Genomic DNA, 22,767 nt, shown 5'->3' on the forward strand with positions numbered 1-22,767 from the left:
ACTGTTATTACACAAATTATAAACTTTTAAAACATCAAATATGAAAGGAAATTGGATCATTAAGTTTCGTCCAATGGCAGTTTTAATGCTGTTGTTTGTGTCTCTTCAAACTTGGGCACAGGACAAAGGGTTAGATATCAATGTGGATATCGACAAAGGAGATGAAGGTATGTTTTCAAAGCCTTGGGTATGGGTAGTTGGAGGGGCTGTCTTTATTTTGCTATTGGTTGCCTTGTTGAGAGGTGGCGGAAAGAAATAAGCATAAACGGTAATAGACAAAGGCCTCCAAAGTTGGGGGCCTTTGTTTTTATGAATTAACTTATAAACAGTTCGTGATTTCCCATCCGAAAGATGAATTTACTTTTCTAGTCCTTTCCGTTGGGTTTTGTTCCATTGCATTTTCATGCTGTGATTGGTTGGTCCGTTCACCTATAGCCTGAAAATAGATCAAGGTTTTGGAACCCATGCGTTCTAGGCTGCTCTGAAAGTTAAAGGATTGTGCCTGCGATGCCGTCAAAAGAAATGAACCCATCAAAATAAAAACATTCAATCCTTTTCTGTGATTTATTTTTCTCATTGTATTTCTCCTCCATTGTACTCGCTAAACCAAAGATGAAGGAAAGATCCACGCCTATCAAATAAAGGGTTTGTGGAATTATATATAATGAGGAGCAATAGCGTTGAATTGCTGTTTAAATTATATAAATTGAATAGAAAGGGAAGCCAGAAGGCCGTTTGATGGCTTTTTTATTTTAATGCTGTAACCGATACGATCCTGACTCCATTGAAAGGAACGTCTTCATAAGGTTTTAATTTTATCCCTACCAAGGAGATTATTCCCTTATTGTCCGTTTCAAAGATGGCTTCGCTATCTTTGGTTGGAACCAACCAGGTGTCTTTTGCTTTTTGATAGATTTGGTCGATGGTCATCGCAAGATCCTTGGGGTCATATTTTCCTAAATTATTTTGATCCTCTTCCCAATCCATATTGGCAATAAAATCGGCTGTAAGCATCTCCTCGATTCGTGCATTGTCCATGTTGGTAGAAATCAACGCTTCTCGTATATTTTCTTTGGTCCAGCCTGACTCTGGCCGTTGGACCGCAAATAGATCCATTTTATATCCGCTCCTATTCGTTAATATTCCATTTTCTACTGTTAGAGTGATCCTAGAGGGTGGTGAGGAAAAAAATCGATAAGTTTCAATGACATAAGTATAGCTGTTATTGCTTTCAGACTTGAAGTTTTCCCATTTTTTTAGACTCTTTTTATAGGCTGATTCGTGGTCAATGGACAAGGAATCATCTTTGCTGCAGGAAAATAACAGCAACATCATAGAAATTAAGGTGAGTAGGTTTTTCATAATTACGTGTTTATTGGTCCGAGGATAATCTCGTTTTTAAGAAACGACTATTATTTTCATTCCGCTACGTTATTTGTTAAAATGTTTTGAATCTGGATTTTGTGATAATTTCATTAACTTAAATGAGCAAATGCTTATGAAAATCTGAATTGTCCTTCTAAAACCTATACCATGAGAATTACAACTATCTTTAATTTAAAAACATTCCTTATTTCCTTCTTGTTCATTTTTATTGCACAATATACTGTGCTTTCCAAACCATTTCCAACAGATTCTGCTAAAGTTAAGATCATATTTGATACGGATATGGGGCCGGATTATGATGATATCGGAGCCATTGCACTGTTACATGCTTTTGCCAATCAAGGCAAGGTAGAAATTTTGGCTACGGTTTCTTCCGATGCCCATAAGGACATTCCCGGGACCATCGAGGTTTACAACAGATATTTTAAACGTGGGGATATTCCCGTTGGACAGACTTATAGCCCCTTGGCTCCCAATTTTACGGCGGCAAACAATTGGAATGAACAGATCATCAAAAAGTTCGCTCCAGAGCTCTTGACTAAGAAGTATGAACCTTCAGTTTCGATTTATAGAAAGGTATTGGCAGAACAGCCGGATAATAGCGTCACGATAGTCACCGTTGGGTTTATAACGAATATCAGTGATCTTTTGCAGTCAAAAGCAGATAAATATTCCAATCTAAATGGGATGGAGTTGGTGAAGAAAAAAGTGAAGAATTGGGTGGCGATGGCAGGGGGCTTTCCGCAAGGCAAGGAGTTTAATGTCCACAAGGATGCTGAATCTGGGGTTTATGCCTTCGAGCATTTTCCAAAACCAATCTTGTTCTCAGGGTTTGAAATAGGGGACAAGATCAAAACGGGAGGCCTAATAGCAGGAAAAAAGCTGGAAAGCAGTCCTGTTTCTGTTGGTTATCAGATCAATTTAGCGAGCTATGCCAAGGAAGCGGTAAAGGCAAGGAGTTCATGGGATCAGACAGCTGTGCTTATTGCTGCTGAAAATCCTGAAAAGTACTTTTATGTAAGTGGACCTGGGACGATGAAGACTGAAAAGGATGGGGCAAATTATTGGGAACCATCGGTAGAAGGGAAGCACAAATTCATAATCCATAAACATCCGTATAAGAAGTTGGAGGAAGCTATCGATGAATTGATGTTGGAACAACCAAAATAAGCTTTGGCAAAACTATCCCCAATCCCATCATTTTGGGTGATTTTATGCTGAAAGCTGAGATAGTGAATTCAGCAAATTGGACTCTAGAGTATTGATCGAAGACTAATCTGAAGATCAAGCACCAGGCGATGGATTAATCTGAGAATCGGTCTGACAATAAATAGATAATAGAAAGTTTGATTGTAAGGATTTAACGAGCGCTAGTGTGATAACTCATTAATCTCTTTCGCGTAATACATAAGAGGATTTATGGCATTGATTGCACGAATACCTCTTGACCGGCAAGAAAAACAAAAATGACTTGACCCACCACGGTCTACGAACTCGAGAGTAGAGATATGCTTCTCCACAATGAGGACATAAGGGGTGAGATTGACTCATAGCAGTCGTTTTTAAACTAATAATTTTCATACAATAGTTTCAAATAGTTTTGTGAATTAATTAATTAAACATCATCCCAGAAAAGAATGGTTTAGGGTCTAGTACTCAAATAAACGGCCAAACCTTGTTTTTATTTTGTCTTCTATAGGGAGATAAAAATAAGATGTATCGACATGTTGGGTTAAACTCTTTGAATGCTAGTGGTTTAACCTGTCGAAAGTTACTTCTTTGATATTAATACCCTGTTAAGAAATCTGTAATGTTAAATTAATTGTTATTTGTTAAAATAAGTTTGGTTACAGAAAGTGTGTGGCGGAATAGTATTGAAAAACAAATGTTTAGCCAACTATTCCTAGCAATTGCAAATAGTTTTGTGTGATTTTGATAATACTTTTTAAAAATAACAAAAAACAATGAAATTTGTTCTGTTAACAATTAAAATAGATTAAAGATATATGAGAAAAATCCTAATAGTCCTTGTCATGTTGTTTTTAGGGGAGCAAGCTGGCTTTTCGCAAGAAAAGAGCAGGAAAGCAGATGGTTGGATTTTTGGTCCTTCCATCGGTTACCAATATCAGAGCGGTAACTTCTTGAAAGCGTCAGCTTGGGGGTTATTTGCGCCGAACCAATCTCAGTACATCAAGTTTGATGCTGGTGCCAACTTTACTTGGATGATGGATCAGTCTAATGTAATCCCTGAATTTGGCGTTACATATTACCTCAATAACGTTGCGGTTTGGCCATTCATCAAGGGGGAAATTACCCCGTATACCGCTACGGCTAAGGCAGGGATCAGCGTTTTTTCTATTCTAGAACTTTCAGCTGGCTATGGATTTGATATCAATACCAAAGAAAATTTTAAGCCAATCGATGGGTTTACCTTTGGCGTTGGCCTTAATATTCCCTTGAAATTCCACCTGTACTAAGGTTATTCCAACCATTCTTTAAAGTCGCTGACTCTTTCTCGGCTTACGATAAGTTCCTGTGAAGGGCAGTTGTTCAGTTGTACCCGCAGTCGGGAACTCGAATGGACCGATATGCTCTGAATGGAATTGATGTTCACGATGTTTCCTCTGCTTATCCGGAAGAATTTATCAGGGTCCAAAACTGTTTCGATCTGTTCCAATGTTTGGTCCAATAGATATTGGCTGTTATTGTCGCAATAGGCGTATGTGCCCTTGTTTTCTGAAAAGAAACATTCGATTTCTTCAATGGGGATCAATTTGATGTTATTGCCTACCTTGATGCTAAATCTGGTCTTATATTGATTTTTATCGGGACTGATCAGCTTTTTTATTTGCTGTAAATCGATGCTGGGCTGCTGATTCCTTAATCGTTCAAACTTACCAATTGCAATTTCAAGTTCTTCTTCGGCAATCGGTTTCAAGAGATAATCGACGCTGTTCAACTTAAACGCACGGATAGCAAATTCATCATAGGCAGTAGTAAAGATAATGGCGCTATTGATTTCCAATCCATCAAAAATCTCAAAAGACAAGCCATCAGATAGTTGGATATCCAGAAAGATGAGGTCTGGAGCCTGATTTTCCATAAACCATTTTCTTGCCTGTTCAACCGAGTGCAGCATCTCGATGGCCTGTATCCCTATGCTGTTCAATTTCCTGGATAATAGCCTGGCTGCAGGTTTTTCATCTTCAATAATTAGGGTTCGGTAATCTTTCATGAAACTAGGATTGGCAATTTAACGGTGAATTTCTCTTCGGATTTGATGATTTGGATATCCTTCTTGCTTGTCAGGAGATATCGCTCCCTGATGTTTTTGAGTCCAACCTTGGTAGAGGAGCTTTTGTTTTCTTTTTCTTGAAGATTGTTCTCTACAACCAGTAAATCGCCTTCTTGAAAGATTTTAATCTTCAATGGATTTTGTTCAGTGGCCTTATTGTGCTGTATACAGTTTTCTAATAGGAGCTGTAAGGCAAGGGGGATTGTAAACTCGTTTTCCTGAAGGTTTTGCACTTCCATTTTGTATTCTATGGCATCTTCAAAACGGATTTGAAGTAGGGAAATATAGTTGTTTGCAAATTCCAGTTCCTGCTTGATGCTAACATATTCATTGTCCTTATGCTCAAGGATATAGCGATAGATCTTGGAGAGCGATTTGGTGTATGCAATAGCGTTCTTTTGATCTTCCTCGATCAAGCCGATCAGCACGTTCAGGCTGTTGAAAAGAAAGTGGGGGTCAATCTGGTTTTTTAACGATTCGAGTTGAGCCGTTGCCTCCCCAGCAATCTTTTTCTGTTGTGCAATCTGTTTGTTCTTGAATTGTTTGAAATAGTAGAAGGCATAGAATCCTAATCCAATCAGGATGGATATTATGGTCAAAGGGATGTAGGCAAACCAATTTTCATCGGATACAAACTCACTGAAAGTTTTATTCAGCATCAGTTTTGATATCAGCATGTTGATGATGAAAATAACGATTGGCGCTTGGATGCTGGTAAGGATGATGAAACCGAAAACCCGATTGAAAACTTTGGTTTTATCGGGAATAAAATGGTTTAATATGCGGCTTGAGGAGCTTCCGGATAAGAACAGAAAGATGCCGTAAGAAATGCCTGCAATGGATTCTGGAGCTTTGATAAAAGACATTTCTAAGCTCCCTGTATGGAACAGTACATAGATGGCAATGCTGCTGTAGATCGCCAAACTGATGATTACTGCCAAGATGATGGATCTTAGAAATTGCTTCATTTAGTGTTTATTTACATTCTTTTAGGAGTGCCTCTGCTCTTTCTTTTCCCCATGAAGGATAGAAGGCAGGCTCAGTTTTTTTAGTGTCAAATAAAGGTAATGCTTTTTGAATACTTTCACATTCCTCCTTGGTGTCGCCGCCCATAAATTTCTTTGATTGCATGCTGAATTCAGCTAATCCAATGATAGCACGTGGATTATTAGGATCCATCTTGATTGCAGTTTCATAATCAGCCATGATAGAAGGGCTCAAGATAGCGGCTTTGCTCATAGGGTCGGTAATCATATCGGAGGTGGTAGCCAATGCCCTTACAACCAACCATTCTGAATTGAGGTCTTTCTCGTCTTTCGGAATTAATTCACCGATTTTCTTTAATGCGTTAGCCTTTTCCGTCTCATCTTGCAGATGAAAAGAGCTTGTCACCAAGGTCAGTGCCTGGTAGTATTTTGGAATCCAGTTGTCTTTTTCTACTTGTGCTATTCTCTCAAATTGAGCACTTGCTTCCTTTACCTTGCCATCTTTCCATGCCTGAAGGGCTTCACCCATTGCTTTTTCATAATTGCCTTGTGCAAATACGGAAAAACTAATTAATGTCAATAAAGTGCAGATTAAAGTTTTCATGTCGTGTATATTTTAGTTTATATAAAAATCAGTTTTTTGAGGTTTCTCATAAAATCCAATGGGATGAACTGTTGAATTCACTGGATGAACGGTTATAATTGATCCAATTGGTTGTCTTTTTTGTTCTTGCTGATGGTCCAAAAGAAGCCTACAAATGCAAATCTTTTGGCGGTTGGAATCATGGCACGCCCTTCGAACTGTCCTGTAGCGTTGCGAGATGGGCTATACTCATAACCATAGATGGGTTTGTTTCCCAAGATATTGGTGATAGAGAAAAAAAGGATTTTTTGCTGGGTCAATAGAAATGACCAACTGAAAGATAGGTCATTTTGAGCTTTGGTCATCGATTGCATAAATCCGCTTAGGTTGGGATTGTTATATGGTCTTCCTGAAATGTAGGTATTTGTCAGGCCAACCTGGGATCGCCAGCTGGATACCCAATATTTACCAACGATGGAGAAGTAATGCTTGGCCAAATAACTTGGCTGCACGGCATATTCGTAGTTCCTTTCGAGTTTCTTGGGGTCGGTATAGGAGTAAGATATCCAATATTGAAGGTTCGGGATGGTATTGCTATCCTTCCAGAAAAAGTCGATTCCCTTTACTTTTCCGTAGCCATTGTTGGCAAAGGTTGAGTTGTATTGCGGAATTAAGCTGTTATAGGTAATTAGGTCGTGATAGTTTTTTAGGAAGCCTTCTAAGCGCAGCATCTGCCCTTTTTGATTGAAGGTGTAGTTGAAAATATAATGTTCTGCTGATTGCCATTTCAGGTCTGTGTCGAACTTGAAAATGTCCGGATTAGGATCCTGATGATATTTGCCATAGGAGAGAGAAAGCATGTGGTTTGTTGATGGAATATAAGCCAATGCTGCCCTTGGCTCCAGAAAACGCTGGTTTTTGAAGTTGTCTACATATCTCAAGCCAAGGTCTAAGGTCATTTTTGAAAACAGCCTATATTGTCCTTCCGTGAATACAGCTGCATTAGACCGATTGAATCCGTAAGAAAAGGGATTGTCTTTGTTTTGCTGGAACTTTTCATCGACCGCATTGTAAAAATGTTCTGCTCCAAACATGAAATTCCATCGATTCGCATTCTTCTTGAACAAGGCCTTAGCATGGCTCCCTTTTTCCTTTGTTGGTATGGTGAATTCATGGAAATGCAAGCTGCGGTCTAGATAGCTTATCCCTAAACCTGTTTCCAATTTCCAGTTTGAAGGCAGATAATACACTAAATTGCTGTTCAGATAATAGTTGTTGGACTTGATCGCAGTTTTGATATCCTGGGAATATTGAACGCTATAATCCGTAAAACTGAAGTCTTCAGCAGCAAACGATGCATAGAGATTAAAAAAATGATGTTTGCCCTTGTTTCTGAAGATGGCCTCTCCAGAAGCTTGCTCATAAGGTTTATGCCAAGTAATGTTCTGGTTGATTAAGCTGTTATATGGCTTGAGATTGGTATAACTGGCATTTAGGCTCAGGGAACTGTTTCCCCATTTCTGCGAATTGCTCAGCCCTAGACCCACTGTAGAAAAGGAAAGTTCAGTTTTAGGCTCTTCAATAACCTGGGAGCTTGTCAGATTCAGTATTCCTGAAAGAGCATTTCCAAACTCCGCACCATAACCTCCTGTGGAGAAGTTGGTCCCTTTGAAAAGGAAAGGGGAGAAGCGGCCACGAACCGGAACGCCATTGGCTGATGCGGTGTAGGGCTGGCCGACCAGTATGCCATTGATGTAAGTCTGGGTCTCGCTAGGATCGCCACCCCGAACCATTAGCCTGCCGTTTTCCCCTGCAATCTGAGCTCCAGGTAATTTTCCTAAGGCCGCCACAATATTTCCCATGCTCCCCGCTGTCGTTACGATATCCAACGGTGAAAGAACTGCGCCGTTCTGGTTCCCAACGCTCAACTGCCCTGCCCTGACCGTCACTGCCTCGATCTGATTGTCCTCTGCAGCCATGCTGACTTCGATAAAAAGATTGTCTACAATCTCAATTTCAAGAGATTTGCCTATGTAATCAACCGAACTGAATTGCAAAACTTGTTTTCCTGTTGTTTCAGTCTTGAAAGAAAATCCACCAAGGGAGTCTGTTGATGCTCCGTCATAACTGCCGACTATAAAAACATTTACATTAGAAATAGGCTTTCTTTTCGTGTTAATTACTTTTCCGCTAATGATTTGTGCCTTTGAACTCGTGGAAATAAGGATGAACAGGACTAGGGCTATTAATGGTTTCATGAGCAGTTTTTATTTCAATTTTAAGCCTATTCAAACAAAAGGAAAACAATAAATAGCTGAACGGTTGGAAATAAAGGATGAATCGTAAAAATGGGAGTTTGAAAGGTTTTTGTACATTTGCTTTCTGATAACATTTGCCATGACCTCCTTTAGAAATCTTCAACAAACTACAGGAAGAATTATTAGCCTAGACGGTACGGATTACCACTTTTTTGGTGGTACGGCTTATCTTGGATTACTGGATAATCCAGAATACATCGAACTTTACAAAAAAGGGATCGACCTGCTTGGGCTCAATAATGGAACCTCCAGGACCAACAATGTCCAACTAGGAATCTATCAGGAAGCTGAGTGCCATTTGGCAGATCGTTTTGGCTTTGAAGCGGCAGCCTTGCTTTCGAGTGGTTATCTTGCTGGGCAGGTGGCGGTTCGTGCCCTCTCTAAAGGCAAGACCGTTCTTTACGCGCCAGGAAGCCACCCCGCACTATGGCTAGATGAAACTCCTCTAGTGGATGGGAGTTTTGACGAGTGGGCTAAGGCCACGGTTGAATTTATTAATGATGCCGAGCATGATGATGTCCTGGTAATTTCCAATTGTATTGATAACCTAACCCCTTTACATTTTGATTTTTCTATCTTCAGGGAAATAAAGCCAGACAAAAAGGTTCTCTTGATCTTGGATGACTCCCATGGGATCGGCATTTTAAAGAAGAACCAAGTTTCAGCTGATCTATCAGCTTTGAAATTCGACAATATCGAAATCGTTGTTTTAGCATCATTGGCAAAAGGTCTTGGAACTGATGCCGGAGTTGTTTTTGGAAACAAGGGCACTGTAGAAAAAATCAAGAAACATCCTATTTTCAATGGAGCTTCGCCGACAGCACCGGCAGCACTCTATGCGCTGGTTCATGGGCAAGATCTTTATGAAAAAGCTTTTGAAAGGATGCAATCCAATACGAGTTTGTTGGCATCGATTACCCGAGAAACTTCATTGAACCATATAGAGAAATTTCCGGTTTTCAGCTCGACCCAGCCGTTACTTTACAAGCATCTGTTGCAGAAAAACATTGTGATATCAAGTTTTCCATATCCATTAGCGACAAGTCCCCTGTTAAATCGGGTTGTTGTATCTGCTTTACACTCAGAAGCTGACATTCGTCATATAGGAGAAATATTGTGTTCAGAAAGTTCATTAATACTTTGATAGTCAATAAAATAATTGTAGCTTTGCAAGCCTTTTGAAATGTAAAATTGGGGAGTGTTGTACTAAATCATTGAATGATAGTGGTTTGGATTTTAAAAAATCACAAAAATATTTCCATTACTCATTTTAAAAAGATACTTTTGCATCCCCAAACGGGCTGATAGGCTTAGGGTATAGATTAATTAGAGTAAAAATAGATATGACTAAAGCAGAAATTATTGCAGAGATCTCTAACAAGACTGGTTTAGAGAAGGTTGATGTACAAGAAACCGTTGAAGCATTCTTCAAAGTAGTTAAAAGCGCTATGATTGGCGGTGAGAATGTGTACGTAAGAGGTTTTGGAAGTTTTGTAGTAAAAAAGAGAGCTGAAAAGACAGCACGTAACATTTCTAAAAACACAGCTATTATCATTCCTGAGCACTACGTGCCTAGCTTCAAACCTGCAAAAGTATTTGTAGAGAAAGTTAAGAACGGAAATAAGAAATAATTCATTTTCATGAAAAACACCAAGCAAATCCAGATCATCGTTGTAGCAGCAGTAGTCCTTGTTATTGGATTCCTATTGTTTAAACCTGTGAAGGGCTTGGTAGATGAAGAAGAAAAAAATGCAGCAGCTACAACTTCTCAAGCTGAAGCTGCTGCATCTCAGTTTAATCTGAGTTCTGTATCTGAAGCGGCTAAGCGTGGATTGAACCCAGCTATTGTCAATGAAATCACAGATCTAGAGGCAAAAGCCAATAAAGCAGAAGGTTCCGAACGCGTGAAAATCTACCAGCAACTTGCTGATAAATGGAACGACGTGGAAAAACCTGCTCCTCAAGCTTATATCTATGAGGAAATGGCTAAGATTGACCCTAAATTTGAGTTCTACTTGAAATCTGGAGACAATTTCCGTAAAGGATATACTAATCTTCAAGATACCGTCCTAGCAAGTGCCTTAAACCAGAAAGCTATTGAAGTTTATCAAAAAGCTGTAAATTTAAACGGCTCGAGCTTAGATGCAAAAACAGGATTAGGGGCAGCAATGGTTACTGGAACCAACAACCCGATGGCTGGTATTGCTATCTTGAGAGAAGTTGTTCAAGCTGATCCAAAAAACCTGGAGGCTAACAAAACCTTAGGTTTGTTCTCATTACAGTCTCGTCAATTCGACCGAGCAATCGATCGTTTCAAAATTGTAATTGAACAAAAACCTGATGCCGAAGCATATTTTTATTTGGCAACAGGCTATGAAAATATAGGGATGAAGAACGAAGCTATTGCTGCTTTCCAAAAGAGCAAAGAACTGGCTGCCGATCCTAGTCTCTCCCAGTTCATCGATCGCAGGATTGAAGAACTAAGTAAGTAATTAACAATTTTTTTTAAAATCATTTAAAAACATTAAAGCTATGCCAAGCGGAAAAAAAAGAAAAAGACACAAAATGGCTACTCACAAACGTAAAAAACGTTTAAGAAAAAATAGACACAAGAAAAAATAGTTATAGGGCATTAGCCTTATAAATCATGTGATACAATCTATGATCGATTATCCATCATCATAGATTGTTTTTTTTCATTAAACGGTTTTATGTTTAACCGGACAACATTCGTTGTGGAGCGAGTCCACAACTGTCCTTAATTAAGTAGCTGTTGGTAAAGGAATTAATTATCGATTCAGTCCCCGATAAGGGGGTGACTATTGCTTTACTACAGGACAAACAACTAGTTGAACTAAACAGGGAACAAGCTGGCAATCATTATGCCGTGGGTGATATTTACTTAGGGAGAGTAAAGAAAATCATGCCCGGACTGAATGCCGCATTCGTAGATGTAGGCTACGAAAAAGACGCTTTCCTGCATTACCTCGACTTAGGGCCTCAAGTACAATCCTTGATCAAATTAACAAGGGTAGTAAAGAATGGCAGTTATCAAGAGAAACTGCTCAATAGTTTGAAGCTTGAAAAGGACATTGACAAGGCTGGAAAAATATCTGATGTTTTAAGCCGTAACATGTTATTGCCAGTACAGATAGCGAAAGAACCTATCTCGACTAAAGGACCAAGGTTAAGTTCCGACTTATCCATCGCTGGTCGATTCGTCGTCCTGGTACCATTTTCAAGTTCGGTTTCCATTTCCAAAAAGATCAAAGGCAGTGCCGAGAGAAATAGACTCAAGAAAATTGTAGAGAGCATTAAACCTGCAAATTTCGGCGTCATTATCCGTACGGTATCCGAAGGTAAGGGAGTTGATGAACTCCAAAAAGACCTTCTTGACCTGATCTCCAAATGGGAATTGTTTACCAAACGCCTTAAAACAGCTGAACCCCCTCAGAAAGTACTGGGTGAGTTGGACAGAGCGTCCACCATCCTGCGTGATATCCTCACCGATGAATTTACTCATATCTATGTTAATGATAATGAAATCTACGAGGAAGTAAAATCATATATTCAAGAGATCTCTCCGGATCTGGAAAAGATAGTCAAATTCTATAAAGGAAAAGAACCTATCTTCGACCATTTCGGAGTAGAAAAGCAAATTAAGGCGTCGTTTGGCAAAACTGTAAACCTGCAAGGTGGTGCCTACCTGGTGATTGAACACACCGAAGCACTCCACGTCATCGACGTCAATAGCGGAAACAGGATTGCCAACAAAGAAAATCAAGAAGATAACGCGCTCCTTGTAAACAAGGAAGCAGCAAAAGAAATTGCCCGTCAGCTTAGGCTGAGGGATATGGGTGGCATCGTCGTCATCGATTTTATCGATATGCACAAAGCCTCCAACCGGAAAGAACTGTATGGTTTCTTGAAGGAATGTATGGCCAGCGACAGAGCACGTCATACCATTCTCCCTCCTAGTAAATTCGGATTAGTCCAGATCACTAGGCAAAGAGTCAGACCTGAAATGAGCATTGTGACCAATGAAAAGTGTCCTGCTTGTGACGGAACCGGCGAAATTAGATCCAGTATCGTTTTATTGGATGATATTGAAAACAATTTGAGTTTTATTCTTCAGGAACAGAACGAAGTCGGGGTTACCCTTTGTGTACACCCTTATATCGCTGCCTACATCAAATCTGGTTTTATCTCCAGAAGAATGAAATGGTTTCTAAAATATTGGAAATGGATTAAAGTGAAGGAAATGAGCTCATATCATTTGACCGAATTCCACTTCTTTAACTCCAAAGACGAAGAAATAAAATTGTAAAAAAAGCTGGTTGCATTCCGCAACCAGCTTTTTTACTTTATAACAGGTCTATCCAATGGATCTTCAGTCCATCTTTCTCCATTTTCCTAAAGTAGGTCATCTGCCGCTTCGCAAACCGATGGATCTCTGTCCTTAGCTTTTCCTTGAATTCCTCCATGGTCAATTCGCCCTGCAAATGCAAAGAAGCATATTTATACTCCAGTCCAAACCATTGCAATTGTTCATGGCTGATCCCTTGGGCCAATAGTCCTTCAACTTCAGCCAACAAACCTTCCTCCATCCTGGTTTCCAGGCGTTGGTCTATCCTTGCTCTCCTTGTTTCTCGATCGGGCGATAGCCCTAGGATCAAAAAATCCTTAACGGTATTAACTTCCACTTCCGGCTTAGGATGGTCTTTCAGGTAGATCAATATTTCCAGGGCCCTGACCAATCGCTTATGGCTGTTCCAGTCTATATTGAAATCTTCAGGAATGCTATATTCCTTTATCCTCGCTATGAGGGTCTCTTTTGGCAATAAGGAAAGCTCATTTTGCAGGTCCTTATCCTTAGGGATCTGACTATAGGGCTGCTCTTGCAATAAACTCTGTATATATGAACCGGTACCTCCACAAAGGATGGGAAGTTTTTTTCGACTTCGGATTTCTACAAATGCTTGTTGAAAGGCCTCCCTGAACAAATCCACATTATAATGCTCATGTGGATCAACAATATCGATAAGATGGTAGGGGATATCTTGGTATTCGATCAGGTCCTTTCCCGTACCGATGTCCAACTGCCTGTAAACTTGCCTGGAATCGGCAGAAATGATCTCTCCGTTCATGGCTTGGGCTAGTTTGACTGCCAATTTGGTCTTTCCGGAGGCCGTAGGCCCTAAAATGATCAAAAGAAAATCAGGCGAAAGAAACTCTTCCGCCTGATGTATAGATTCAATAAGTTCTTGAATATGGGTTATATCACGAACTTGGTCCATTTTTCATTACTTGCGTTGCTAGCTACAACGGTATCAATAAATGCCATACCGCGAACTCCATCGTTTACATTCGGGAAATCCAATTGCTCCGGAGTAGGGGTTTTACCGTCCTTTTTAGCCGCTACAGTTGCGGCAAAATTACGGTAGATATTGGCAAACGATTCCAATAATCCCTCAGGGTGACCCGCTGGAATTCTAGTGTTATGAGTTGCAAATGAACTCAAGGTAAATGGTGCTGCATAGGCATTTCCAGTACGGTAATACTGTCTCGGCTGATCCAACATTTTCACGATCAGGTTGTTAGGGTCTTCATTTGCCCATTCAAAACCACCTTTTTCGCCATAAATTCGCATTCTTACTGCATTTTCCTCTCCAGCGCAGATCTGCGAAGCCGTCAACACCCCTTTAGCACCTTCGGTGAAGTGCAACAATACTGAACCGTCATCATCCAATTGGCGGCCTTCGACAAATGAAGTCAAATCAGCACAAACCTCCGTGATCCTAAGTCCAGTCACATATTCAGCCAAGTGGGCTACGTGTGTACCGATATCACCCATGGCCAAAGATTTTCCAGAACGTTTCGGGTCTGTACGCCATGCTGCGCCAGCATTTCCTTCGCGCTCCGTCAAACGGCTTAACCAGCCTTGAGGGTATTCAACCAATACTTTGCGGATCTTGCCAAAGTGACCATCTTTAACCATAGCCTTAGCCTGTTTTACCATTGGGTAGCCAGAATAAGTATGCGTCAAACATAGTGTACGGCCTGTACGTTCCACAATCGCCTGCAATTCCAATGCTTCTTCTAGGTTTAAGGTCATAGGTTTTTCAACTACAACATCAAAACCATTTTCCAAAGCAAGCTTTGCTGGTTCAAAGTGCAAAAAGTTCGGTGTTACGATCGTCACGAAGTCCATGCGCTCTCCTTCTGGAAGCTGTGATTCCTTCTCGATCATTTCTTGGTACGTCAAATAGACTCTTTCTTCAGGAACAAATAAGTCCTCGCCCGATTGTAAAGAAATCTCTCTATTTATACTGAATGTACCACATACTAATTCTATTTTGCCATCCATAAAGGCAGCAATTCGGTGTACAGCTCCTATAAAGGCATCGTTTCCACCACCGACCATGCCCATGCGAAGTTTTCGTTTCATAAGGAATAAATTTCGATTGATTAAGCAATAAATATAATAAAATAAAGCTGTTTTTAAACAGCCAATACTAATTTAATGCTTCCTGAATTCTGGGATAGATAACCATTGGGATGGTTCTCAGCCATTTCCAACAACTGCTCCTCACTTTCTATCAGATGCTGCTGCTGCTCGGCAATCCAAAATCTCGCACCTTCTCGGGATCCCATTTCCTGGAATCCAATGGTCTTGAGCGATGAGTCCTGGGACCAATCCTTGTCCACATAGGTCATAATATCGCCTGGATGGAAATCCTTGATAAAGGCTTGGATCAATTTGGAGAGCCCCCCGATAATGAGCTGGTCAGATTTATGGCAAAAACGTAACAGTTCAAACGAACGATAATCTTCTGGTTTGTCCTTCATCCGGCGTCCGCCGCTAAAGACCGCTATGGAAACCAACTCACCTTCGTAGAAAAGACCGTATCTATATTTGCCCGGCAAGGGCACCTGCAAATGATGCTCCTCCAGAAAGGACATACTTTGGTTTTTGTCCAATCGCGCAACCACGGTCGACCGTGCGTGTAGCTTTTTGGCCTTTCCGGCCAGTACTTTCAGTCTGTGCTGTATTTTGGAATCCTCCTGCTCCAACTGTCCCAATGAAATCAGGATATATTTCTTCATCGAAGTGCTCGGTATTTCCATAAACTTTTTGTAGACATAAATGTCAAAGGATAGGGAAGGGCAGATGAGTTTCGAATAATGTTCCAGCTCTTCCTGATGTGCATCAGGATCTAACTCCTGTTGAATATAGCCTAGTAGCTTGTTGGTAGCTGGATTTTCCATCTTGCAAAAATAAGGCAAATCATTCAATATGCTAGCTGTGCTAAATTATTAATACCTTTGTACCGTAAACAATAACAGATGAAATTACCAATAGTAGCATATGGAGATCCGGTTTTGCGTCAGAGAACGGAAGAGATCGATGAGGATTATCCAGAATTAAAACAATTGATAGATAATATGTTTGAAACCATGTATGCAGCAAATGGTGTAGGCCTTGCAGCTCCGCAAATTGGTTTGCCCATCCGATTGTTTGTCATTGATGCCACTCCTTTTGGCGAAGATGATGAAGACGGACCGGGTGACCCAACGGCAAAGGATTTTAAACGTGTTTTCATCAACCCCATCCTGGTGGAAGAAAGTGGTGAGAAATGGCCATTCTCTGAAGGATGTTTAAGTATTCCGCATATCAATGAGGAAGTATTGAGAAAGAAAGACGTTGTCATCAATTATTTAGATGAAAACTTTGAAGAACAGGAAGAGGAGTTGACTGGTTTGGCTGCCCGTGTTGTTCAGCATGAATATGATCATATCGAAGGAAAACTATTTATCGACAAACTGGGGCCTTTGAAAAAAGCCATGTTAAAGGGTAAATTAGATTCTATTTCAAAAGGACAGATAAGAGTTTCTTACAAAATGTCCTTTCCGCAAATGAAAAAGAAAAGATAAAAGAAAAGCCAGATCCAGATCTGGCTTTTCTTTTAATAGGTTATTGCAGGTCCTCAAAATAGTGAAAGGCATCGATGATATCCAGGTATGCCCCATCAAATCCAGCATCCAATATATTTCTCAGATAGCTCTTATCATTTCCATAGATGATGGACTGCCATTCCTTATCCCAATATTTCACCTTAAAATTCCCCTTCCAGTCCGGGTTTTCTGCAACGATCCAACTTGGCCGGTTCTTTTGCCAAGAGGCATTCCAATAAGGTCGGTAATCTTCTGCTTCCCCAATGGACATATAGGAGATCAATAAGCGACTCCCGCCGTTTGCCTTTTCCCTGAGCTCTGCAATTTCCTGATTATTGAATTTCTGTCCATCCGTAAAGTACAGATCCATGATCAGTACATCATAGTTGGTTGCCGTTACGGCCTGAATAAACGCTTGCTTGGAAGTAAAACCATTCGGATTGATGAGATAGAGGAAGTTTTTGGCTTCTGAAAGATTTTTGATGTTCAGTTTGTTCTCCTCCTGTACAGCGATTTTTGGGATAATATTTAATTCCCGTTCTGTTGCCGCAAAGGAAATAAAGCCATTTTCCCGGTTCCAAGAATAGGAATTGCTGATGTTTTTAGCTGTAGAGCAATAATCGCTGACCAAAATGCTGTTGCCAGCTTGTTTTGAGATATTTAAATATTTGATCAGCCTATTGGTTTCCGCCGGATCAGTTGCCCGGTCATCTTGGTCATAACCAAAGAATAGATCTTCTTGTCCATTGCCGTCAATCGCCGCAAGGTAATCATTGGCCGCAGGTCCAGTAGGCTCTCCGCTTTGGGAGACCAATTCAATTCCATTCTGCGGTATGATCAAAAATTCAGGCCTCGATTGTTTCGCATATTTACTCAGCCCCATCACAAAATTTCGCATCTCCTGTCTAAAATCTTGATCAGGTTCCGGCGTAAAGCCTTCGTCTTTTGTGCAAGAAGTCAATAGACCTAAACCCAAAAAGATAACTAGCAATGGTTTCTTTATGTTCATGAATGATTATTTATTCGGTATTTGAATTAAACGGAATAAATAATGATTTAATATAAATGGACTAAAAATATAGCTTTTCTTAACAAATTAATTTATGGGCCGAACCGTTGGTAAGGATAGATTGTAACGAACCGAAAGGAAACGGATGCCGAACACGACCGTTGCGCTGATAAAGGCGTTCAAATTTTGGTGTAGCGGGACAAAGGTGAGCAGCACATAGGTTATGGCGCCCGCCAAGCAGGCCGAAGCATATATCTCCTTCCTCAATATCAGCGGGGTGACATTCATCAGCACGTCACGGATCACTCCGCCCATACAGGCTGAAAACATCCCCAGCATCACCGCTGCCATCGCACTGCTCTCATAGGCCAAAGATTTTTCAACCCCTACCACCGTAAAGAAACCGATCCCTAAAGCGTCAAATAGGAACAAAGTGCGGGCAAAACTGTCCAGATGTTTGTTGAACAGAATGGAAATAAAGACCCCTACAAAGATGGCAATGAGATAATTTCCATCTTCTACCCAGACTGGCCGGATATTCAGGAAGACATCGCGCAACGAACCGCCCCCAATTGCTGTAACAAAGCCCATAAAGGTGGCACCAAAAATATCGATCCCATATCGGTTTGCGGCCATTGCACCTGAAATGGCAAATACCATGGTCCCCAATAAATCAATGTAATAAATCAATTCCATTCCATTCCGTTTACATCCGTCTGCAATAATACATAAAATATGAAATTCTCTAAATTAAATAAAAAAAGGCCTCGAGCGAGGCCTATTAAACTAAACAACGAAACAATGATTTCTATATTAAATTTTGGAAAGTCCTTTTTTAGCTTTCAACTCCTCGAGTTCTTTCTGGTATTTTTTGTTGATCTCTTTGAATTCTTCTGAATCCTGCAGCTCTTTCCACTGTTTGGTTTTTTCTTTCCATTCATGGCTGTTGAAATACTCTTGGATCTTTTTGCCGTCCTCCTGTAATTTTTGAATCTGTCCTTTCCATTCAGCTGAATTGAAATGGTCTTTCAACTTGGCAGATTCCTTTTCTATGTTGGCCATCTGTCTCTTCCAATCCTCACTTTCAAAGTATTTCGAAACATTGGCAGACTCTTTTTGAATGCTTTCCATCTGTTTTTTCCACTCCGGAGAATTGAAATATTCATTCACTTTGCTGGATTCCTTTTCGATATTGGCCATCTGTCTCTTCCATTCTGGGGAATTGAAATGTTCCTTTACCTTGGCAGATTCCTTTTCAATTTTAGCCATCTGCTGTTTCCACTCTGGGCTTTCAAAATAGGCACTTACCTTTTTACTTTGCTCTTCAATATTTTTTACCTGGGCTTTCCATTCCGGTGAACTGTAATATTCTTGGATCTTTTTGCCCTGTTCCTGTACAGACCTGATGGTATTGCGGACATCTAAAGGCAGTTCATTGGTGTCCCGGATCACGTTCCCTTGATAGACCAACTCCGATTTTACCTTGGCTGGTACAACTGGTTTCTGTGCCGGTTGCGGGCTTAGCGGTTTTACCGTATCGATGATCACATCAGTCGATTGATCGGTCCAACTCCAATCATCCTTTATTTCCTCTGCCTTTGCCTCATTCGTTGGGATAACCAACGCTAAGGTTAGTATAGCTAAACCGCTAAGCAATACAGCCAATAATTGCGGCCTTACGTTTTTATAATTAGTTTCCATTTTGGTGATTCTTTTAATTCGGATCAATAAATGATTTTTGTTCCCGGTAGCTGCCAAGGTTAAACTTGGATTCATGCTCATGCGCAACTCTTCCAACTCAACCAATGCCTGGGCATAGGAAATAGGGGTGGATACATGTTCTACGACCATGTCATCACATGCATGTTCCCTTTCTCTTTCCAGTACTTTGGATAGGGCCCAGATAAATGGATTGAAGAACATGACCGTTTCAATACCGACCTTCAATAGGTTGAACAGATAATCCTGTCGTTTTACATGGGCCAGTTCGTGCAATAGGATAGCTTCCACCTGTGCCAGCTCCATTTTATTGGCATAAGCAATGGGGAAAAGGATAAACGGTCTCAGATGACCCAAGGTTATCGGTACGCTGATCTTATTGGAAAGATAGATTCCAACGGACTGTCTGATATCAAGTTTCTTTTTTGCTTGGTAATATAGGTTAGTCCATGATTCCGGAATGGAGTCCAGACCTTTATATTTTAACCTCTTCAATTGGATCAAGCTATTGGTCAGCAAAATTAATTGAACAATGAATCCAAAAATGTATCCAGCCACGACATAAGGTAATAGACTTTCTAATCTAAAGCCATCCTGTTGTATGTTGGCCAAAATGTTTTTCAGGTCTTCCGGATTTAAGGTCCTTAGGTCGATGAATTGACTGCTGTTTTGGAAGAAGTAGATAAAAGTCGCAATAAAGCTGATAAATATAGATACCTGAGTGCCTAATGCTGCGTTATGTTTCGCTTTGGCACTGATGTTTGATTTTGAAAGTGTATATATACTATATATAATATACCAAATTGCTGCTTGCCATATAGAATGCAGAATGCTCCAGCCTAATGCATTGCCTATATTGAGTGTTAGATTTTCCATGGCTAGTTTTGTTCAAGTTTCTTTAAAAATGCTTTGATTTCGTCAAGCTCTTCTTTGCTGGCCCTTTCATTTCCCAGTGCCTGCATGACAAGTCTTGCAGTCGATCCATTGTAAACCGAATCGATCATCCTGTCCAACATCTTTTCCTGGATTTCCTCCTTCACCAATTTCGCTTTGTATAGATGGGTCTTTGAACTGGTGTCTCGAGTCACCATCCCTTTGTCGTGCATGATCTGCATCAATTTCAGGATTGTTGTATAGCCCACATCTTTTTTGTCCAAGGTTTCAAATACGTCCCTTACACTGCTTTGCCCCTTGTTCCAAAGGACTTGCAATATTTCCATTTCGCTTTCTGTTGGTTTCATACGATGATTGTTAGTATCTACGAATGTTTTCGTATTCAAATGTACGAAGCGTTTCGTATAATCCAAATATTTTAAGAAATATTTAACATTTAAATATCATAATTAATTGATAGCTAGCCTTTAAAATTCGTTTTCATCTGGTTTTTTAAATCAAAAATGTTAAATTGAAAACAATAGTCGCCATCCTTTTATCTTATTTAATGATATGAAAGCTATAGTATATAATGAATTCGGAAGCTTATCCAAAGGGGAGTACAGCGATGTAGCTGCTCCGGAATTAAAATCGGGCACCCTGAAAATTAAAGTAAGCTTTGCTGGGGTAATTCCTTTCGACCTCAAAGTCCTTGACAAAACCATCCCCATGCCGCAGCTAAAATTTCCCTTTATCCCCGGCGCGGAGTTCGCCGGAGAGGTTGTGGATCTGGCTGATGACCTCAATGGATGGGAGAAGGGCGACTTGGTCTGTGGTAATCCTAAGAAATATGGCGGAGCATTTGCCGAGGAGTTTGTGGTCAAGGCCGACGAGATATGTATTGTGCCTACTGGAATGTCGATGTCCTTGGCAGCTGCCTGTCCCGTTTCGGCTCTCGCCGCTTGGCATGGGTTGTTCGATGCCGGCAAATTAGTTGCGGATCAAAAAGTACTGATCGTAGGTGCTTCTGGAAATGTCGGCTCCTTCGCCGTACAGTTTGCCAAACAGAAAAACGCAACCGTCTATGCGGTCGGCTCTTCCCGGTATAAGTTTGATGTACTCGACCTGGGCGCTGATCATTACCTGGATTATAAGGATGAAGGTTACCTTAATGACCTACCTGCCTTTGATCTGGTCCTCGATATGGTTGGCGGGAAAGATCAGGAGAAATTGATTCCCTTATTAAAGAAGAATGCAACGATCGTTAGCCTAGTTCAGGAACCAGATGCCGCCTTGGTTAAGGAATATCAGGTCCATGCGCACATGCTGAATTCAGGACCTAATCCAAAGGAACTTGAAAGGATACTGGAACAGGTCAGTAAAGGTATTATCAAGGTAAAGGGTATTGAGGAATATTCCCTTCAAGCTGCCGTTCAGGCTTTCGAGGCAATGAATGATAATAAAAGTAATGCTAAATACCTGCTGAAATGCTAAGGAAGGATGAATTGGTTCTTTGCATGACAGCTTTACCCTTATATAATATATATGGCATACGATGAAAGATTAGCTGACTCGGTCCGGGCATATCTTGCTGAACACACCTCATTAGAAGTTGAAGAGAAGGCAATGTTCGGTGGAATTGCTTTTTTAGTCGATGGCAAAATGTGCATCAATGTGGGTGATGACCAATTGATGTGCCGTTTCGACCCCCAAAAAACAGAAGAGTATAACAAAAGACGTGGCGTGCAGCCGATGGTCATGCGCGGTAAGCTGCTCGATGGTTATTGTTACGTTGATCCAGAAGGCTATAAAAACAAAGAAGATTTTGAGTTCTGGCTGAATACCTGCCTAGATTATAATCCCCTGGCCAAAGTCTCGAAAAAGAGGAAGGCCAAATAAACCTGTACTCCGTACCTATATCATGGATTGATTTGAGGTGTTTTTTTGGAGGTTTCCTTCGGGACTCGTTCGGGGCATGTTCGGGAATGGTCCGGAGAGAACAGGTAAACCGGCCGGAGCGTACCCGAGGGCGCACAGGGGATTTGGTCGCTTGCTTTGCGAATTTTCGGAATGTGGGTCGAATGAGGTCAGGTGGAAAGGGGAGGGTGTTGGACCGGGATCAAGGGGATGGGAGGATGGGCCAAGACCATGGAATGGCCCGGGAAGCCTCCCGGTTGCCCCCTTTTGGCGGTATTTCCCCGTCTTTTCGAAAAATTATCTGGCAATGCTACAGCGAGTTAGCTGGCGGCGGTAAAAATACTTTGGCCTCCCCCTTGGAAGTGAACGTATTTTGTCCCTATCTTTGCACCACTCCGCAAGGGAGGGACGGCCCCACGGCCACAGAAACACGGGAAGGAAAAGGGAAGCAGAGCTGCACGATTGCAGGCCATGCCGACCACCGAAAAAAGGGCCGCGAAAATTATTTTAAAAAAGATTTTGCGGTTTCGAAAAAGGTTCCTACCTTTGCAGTCCCAACCAAGGGAAACAGCGAGGGACGCGATGTCCGGAGCGAAAGAAATGACAGATTGCGACCTTCCGATGCGGAAGGGAAACAACATAAAAAAGCCGAAGCGAGATGCCCAGGCGCGATAAGTTCTTTAAATGATCATGTAGCGCAGCGACCCGTACGAGAGTACGGTAGC

24 protein-coding genes are annotated in these 22,767 nt (G+C 40.9%); 11 read left to right on the top strand and 13 right to left on the bottom strand.

Going from position 1 to position 22,767, the window contains the following annotated elements:
- Positions 1–40: 40 nt before the first annotated feature.
- Positions 41–259, top strand: coding sequence for a hypothetical protein (locus NLF99_RS04630; RefSeq protein WP_185212674.1), 219 nt, complete (start codon positions 41–43; stop codon positions 257–259).
- A 60-nt stretch (positions 260–319) separates the two neighbouring features.
- Here NLF99_RS04630 and NLF99_RS04635 read toward each other — a convergent pair whose 3' ends face one another.
- Together NLF99_RS04635 and NLF99_RS04640 are read right to left on the bottom strand one after the other, a co-directional pair.
- Positions 320–577, bottom strand: coding sequence for a hypothetical protein (locus NLF99_RS04635; protein WP_185212673.1), 258 nt, complete (start codon positions 575–577; stop codon positions 320–322).
- Positions 578–747: 170 nt separating this feature from the next.
- Positions 748–1,362: a hypothetical protein gene (locus NLF99_RS04640; protein WP_254526913.1), complete on the bottom strand. Its 615-nt coding sequence runs from the start codon at positions 1,360–1,362 to the stop codon at positions 748–750.
- Positions 1,363–1,533: 171 nt separating this feature from the next.
- On the opposite strand from NLF99_RS04640, the gene NLF99_RS04645 reads away from it, so the two are divergent.
- Both NLF99_RS04645 and NLF99_RS04650 read left to right on the top strand, forming a co-directional pair.
- Positions 1,534–2,556, top strand: a complete 1,023-nt coding sequence (locus NLF99_RS04645) for a nucleoside hydrolase (protein WP_254526914.1) — start codon at positions 1,534–1,536, stop codon at positions 2,554–2,556.
- An 836-nt stretch (positions 2,557–3,392) separates the two neighbouring features.
- Positions 3,393–3,863, top strand: a complete 471-nt coding sequence (locus tag NLF99_RS04650) for a hypothetical protein (RefSeq protein ID WP_254526915.1) — start codon at positions 3,393–3,395, stop codon at positions 3,861–3,863.
- A 2-nt stretch (positions 3,864–3,865) separates the two neighbouring features.
- Here NLF99_RS04650 and NLF99_RS04655 read toward each other — a convergent pair whose 3' ends face one another.
- From NLF99_RS04655 to NLF99_RS04670, 4 genes are all read right to left on the bottom strand, one after another.
- On the bottom strand, positions 3,866–4,621 hold the full coding sequence (locus NLF99_RS04655; RefSeq protein WP_254526916.1) for a LytTR family DNA-binding domain-containing protein: 756 nt from the start codon (positions 4,619–4,621) through the stop codon (positions 3,866–3,868).
- On the bottom strand, positions 4,618–5,649 hold the full coding sequence (locus NLF99_RS04660) for a sensor histidine kinase (RefSeq protein ID WP_254526917.1): 1,032 nt from the start codon (positions 5,647–5,649) through the stop codon (positions 4,618–4,620). Before NLF99_RS04660 ends, NLF99_RS04655 begins: the two co-directional genes overlap by 4 nt.
- A gap of 7 nt (positions 5,650–5,656) precedes the next feature.
- On the bottom strand, positions 5,657–6,271 hold the full coding sequence (locus tag NLF99_RS04665; RefSeq protein ID WP_185212667.1) for a hypothetical protein: 615 nt from the start codon (positions 6,269–6,271) through the stop codon (positions 5,657–5,659).
- Between the two features lie 92 nt (positions 6,272–6,363).
- Positions 6,364–8,508, bottom strand: a complete 2,145-nt coding sequence (locus NLF99_RS04670) for a TonB-dependent receptor (protein ID WP_254526918.1) — start codon at positions 8,506–8,508, stop codon at positions 6,364–6,366.
- A gap of 139 nt (positions 8,509–8,647) precedes the next feature.
- Between NLF99_RS04670 and NLF99_RS04675 the strand changes: the two genes are divergently transcribed.
- The 4 genes from NLF99_RS04675 to NLF99_RS04695 all read left to right on the top strand — a co-directional run bounded on the left by NLF99_RS04675 (position 8,648) and on the right by NLF99_RS04695 (position 12,895).
- The gene (locus NLF99_RS04675; RefSeq protein ID WP_185212665.1) at positions 8,648–9,712 is read left to right on the top strand and encodes an 8-amino-7-oxononanoate synthase; all 1,065 of its coding nucleotides are present in this window, start codon (positions 8,648–8,650) and stop codon (positions 9,710–9,712) included.
- 199 nt (positions 9,713–9,911) lie between these two features.
- Positions 9,912–10,199, top strand: a complete 288-nt coding sequence (locus NLF99_RS04680; RefSeq protein WP_093099732.1) for an HU family DNA-binding protein — start codon at positions 9,912–9,914, stop codon at positions 10,197–10,199.
- Between the two features lie 9 nt (positions 10,200–10,208).
- Positions 10,209–11,060: a tetratricopeptide repeat protein gene (locus NLF99_RS04685; RefSeq protein ID WP_254526919.1), complete on the top strand. Its 852-nt coding sequence runs from the start codon at positions 10,209–10,211 to the stop codon at positions 11,058–11,060.
- Between the two features lie 281 nt (positions 11,061–11,341).
- The gene (locus NLF99_RS04695; RefSeq protein WP_185212663.1) at positions 11,342–12,895 is read left to right on the top strand and encodes an Rne/Rng family ribonuclease; all 1,554 of its coding nucleotides are present in this window, start codon (positions 11,342–11,344) and stop codon (positions 12,893–12,895) included.
- Positions 12,896–12,932: 37 nt separating this feature from the next.
- On the opposite strand, the gene miaA is transcribed toward NLF99_RS04695, so the two are convergent.
- The 3 genes from miaA to NLF99_RS04710 are packed head-to-tail and all read right to left on the bottom strand — an operon-like array spanning position 12,933 to position 15,837.
- On the bottom strand, positions 12,933–13,865 hold the full coding sequence (gene miaA / locus NLF99_RS04700) for a tRNA (adenosine(37)-N6)-dimethylallyltransferase MiaA (protein WP_254526920.1): 933 nt from the start codon (positions 13,863–13,865) through the stop codon (positions 12,933–12,935).
- Positions 13,844–15,016 carry a Gfo/Idh/MocA family protein gene (locus NLF99_RS04705; RefSeq protein ID WP_254526921.1) on the bottom strand — a complete coding sequence of 391 codons (1,173 nt, stop codon included), beginning with the start codon at positions 15,014–15,016 and terminating at the stop codon, positions 13,844–13,846. The genes miaA and NLF99_RS04705 overlap by 22 nt, the downstream gene beginning before the upstream one ends.
- Positions 15,017–15,069: 53 nt before the next feature.
- Positions 15,070–15,837, bottom strand: a complete 768-nt coding sequence (locus NLF99_RS04710; protein WP_254526922.1) for a hypothetical protein — start codon at positions 15,835–15,837, stop codon at positions 15,070–15,072.
- A 78-nt stretch (positions 15,838–15,915) separates the two neighbouring features.
- Here NLF99_RS04710 and def point away from each other — a divergent pair, with 78 nt between their 5' ends.
- On the top strand, positions 15,916–16,503 hold the full coding sequence (gene def, locus NLF99_RS04715) for a peptide deformylase (RefSeq protein WP_185212659.1): 588 nt from the start codon (positions 15,916–15,918) through the stop codon (positions 16,501–16,503).
- A gap of 40 nt (positions 16,504–16,543) precedes the next feature.
- Here def and NLF99_RS04720 read toward each other — a convergent pair whose 3' ends face one another.
- The 4 genes from NLF99_RS04720 to NLF99_RS04735 all read right to left on the bottom strand — a co-directional run bounded on the left by NLF99_RS04720 (position 16,544) and on the right by NLF99_RS04735 (position 20,493).
- Positions 16,544–17,533: an endo alpha-1,4 polygalactosaminidase gene (locus NLF99_RS04720; protein ID WP_254526923.1), complete on the bottom strand. Its 990-nt coding sequence runs from the start codon at positions 17,531–17,533 to the stop codon at positions 16,544–16,546.
- Between the two features lie 87 nt (positions 17,534–17,620).
- Positions 17,621–18,229 (bottom strand): trimeric intracellular cation channel family protein, encoded by a 609-nt coding sequence (locus NLF99_RS04725; RefSeq protein ID WP_185212657.1) that lies wholly within the window; start codon positions 18,227–18,229, stop codon positions 17,621–17,623.
- A gap of 117 nt (positions 18,230–18,346) precedes the next feature.
- Entirely contained in the window at positions 18,347–20,128 is a 1,782-nt protein-coding gene (locus tag NLF99_RS04730; protein ID WP_254526924.1) for a M56 family metallopeptidase, read from the bottom strand.
- Positions 20,129–20,130: 2 nt separating this feature from the next.
- Positions 20,131–20,493, bottom strand: coding sequence for a BlaI/MecI/CopY family transcriptional regulator (locus NLF99_RS04735; RefSeq protein ID WP_185212655.1), 363 nt, complete (start codon positions 20,491–20,493; stop codon positions 20,131–20,133).
- A 205-nt stretch (positions 20,494–20,698) separates the two neighbouring features.
- Between NLF99_RS04735 and NLF99_RS04740 the strand changes: the two genes are divergently transcribed.
- The 3 genes from NLF99_RS04740 to NLF99_RS04750 form a co-directional block, all read left to right on the top strand.
- Positions 20,699–21,619 (top strand): NADP-dependent oxidoreductase, encoded by a 921-nt coding sequence (locus NLF99_RS04740; RefSeq protein ID WP_254526925.1) that lies wholly within the window; start codon positions 20,699–20,701, stop codon positions 21,617–21,619.
- Between the two features lie 51 nt (positions 21,620–21,670).
- Positions 21,671–22,024, top strand: coding sequence for a TfoX/Sxy family protein (locus NLF99_RS04745; protein ID WP_185212653.1), 354 nt, complete (start codon positions 21,671–21,673; stop codon positions 22,022–22,024).
- A 254-nt stretch (positions 22,025–22,278) separates the two neighbouring features.
- A partial coding sequence (locus tag NLF99_RS04750) for a hypothetical protein (protein WP_254526926.1) occupies positions 22,279–22,767 on the top strand: 489 nt, incomplete at its 3' end.

The organism is Sphingobacterium sp. LZ11T8 (assembly GCF_024261425.1).
GTDB lineage: Bacteria > Bacteroidota > Bacteroidia > Sphingobacteriales > Sphingobacteriaceae > Sphingobacterium.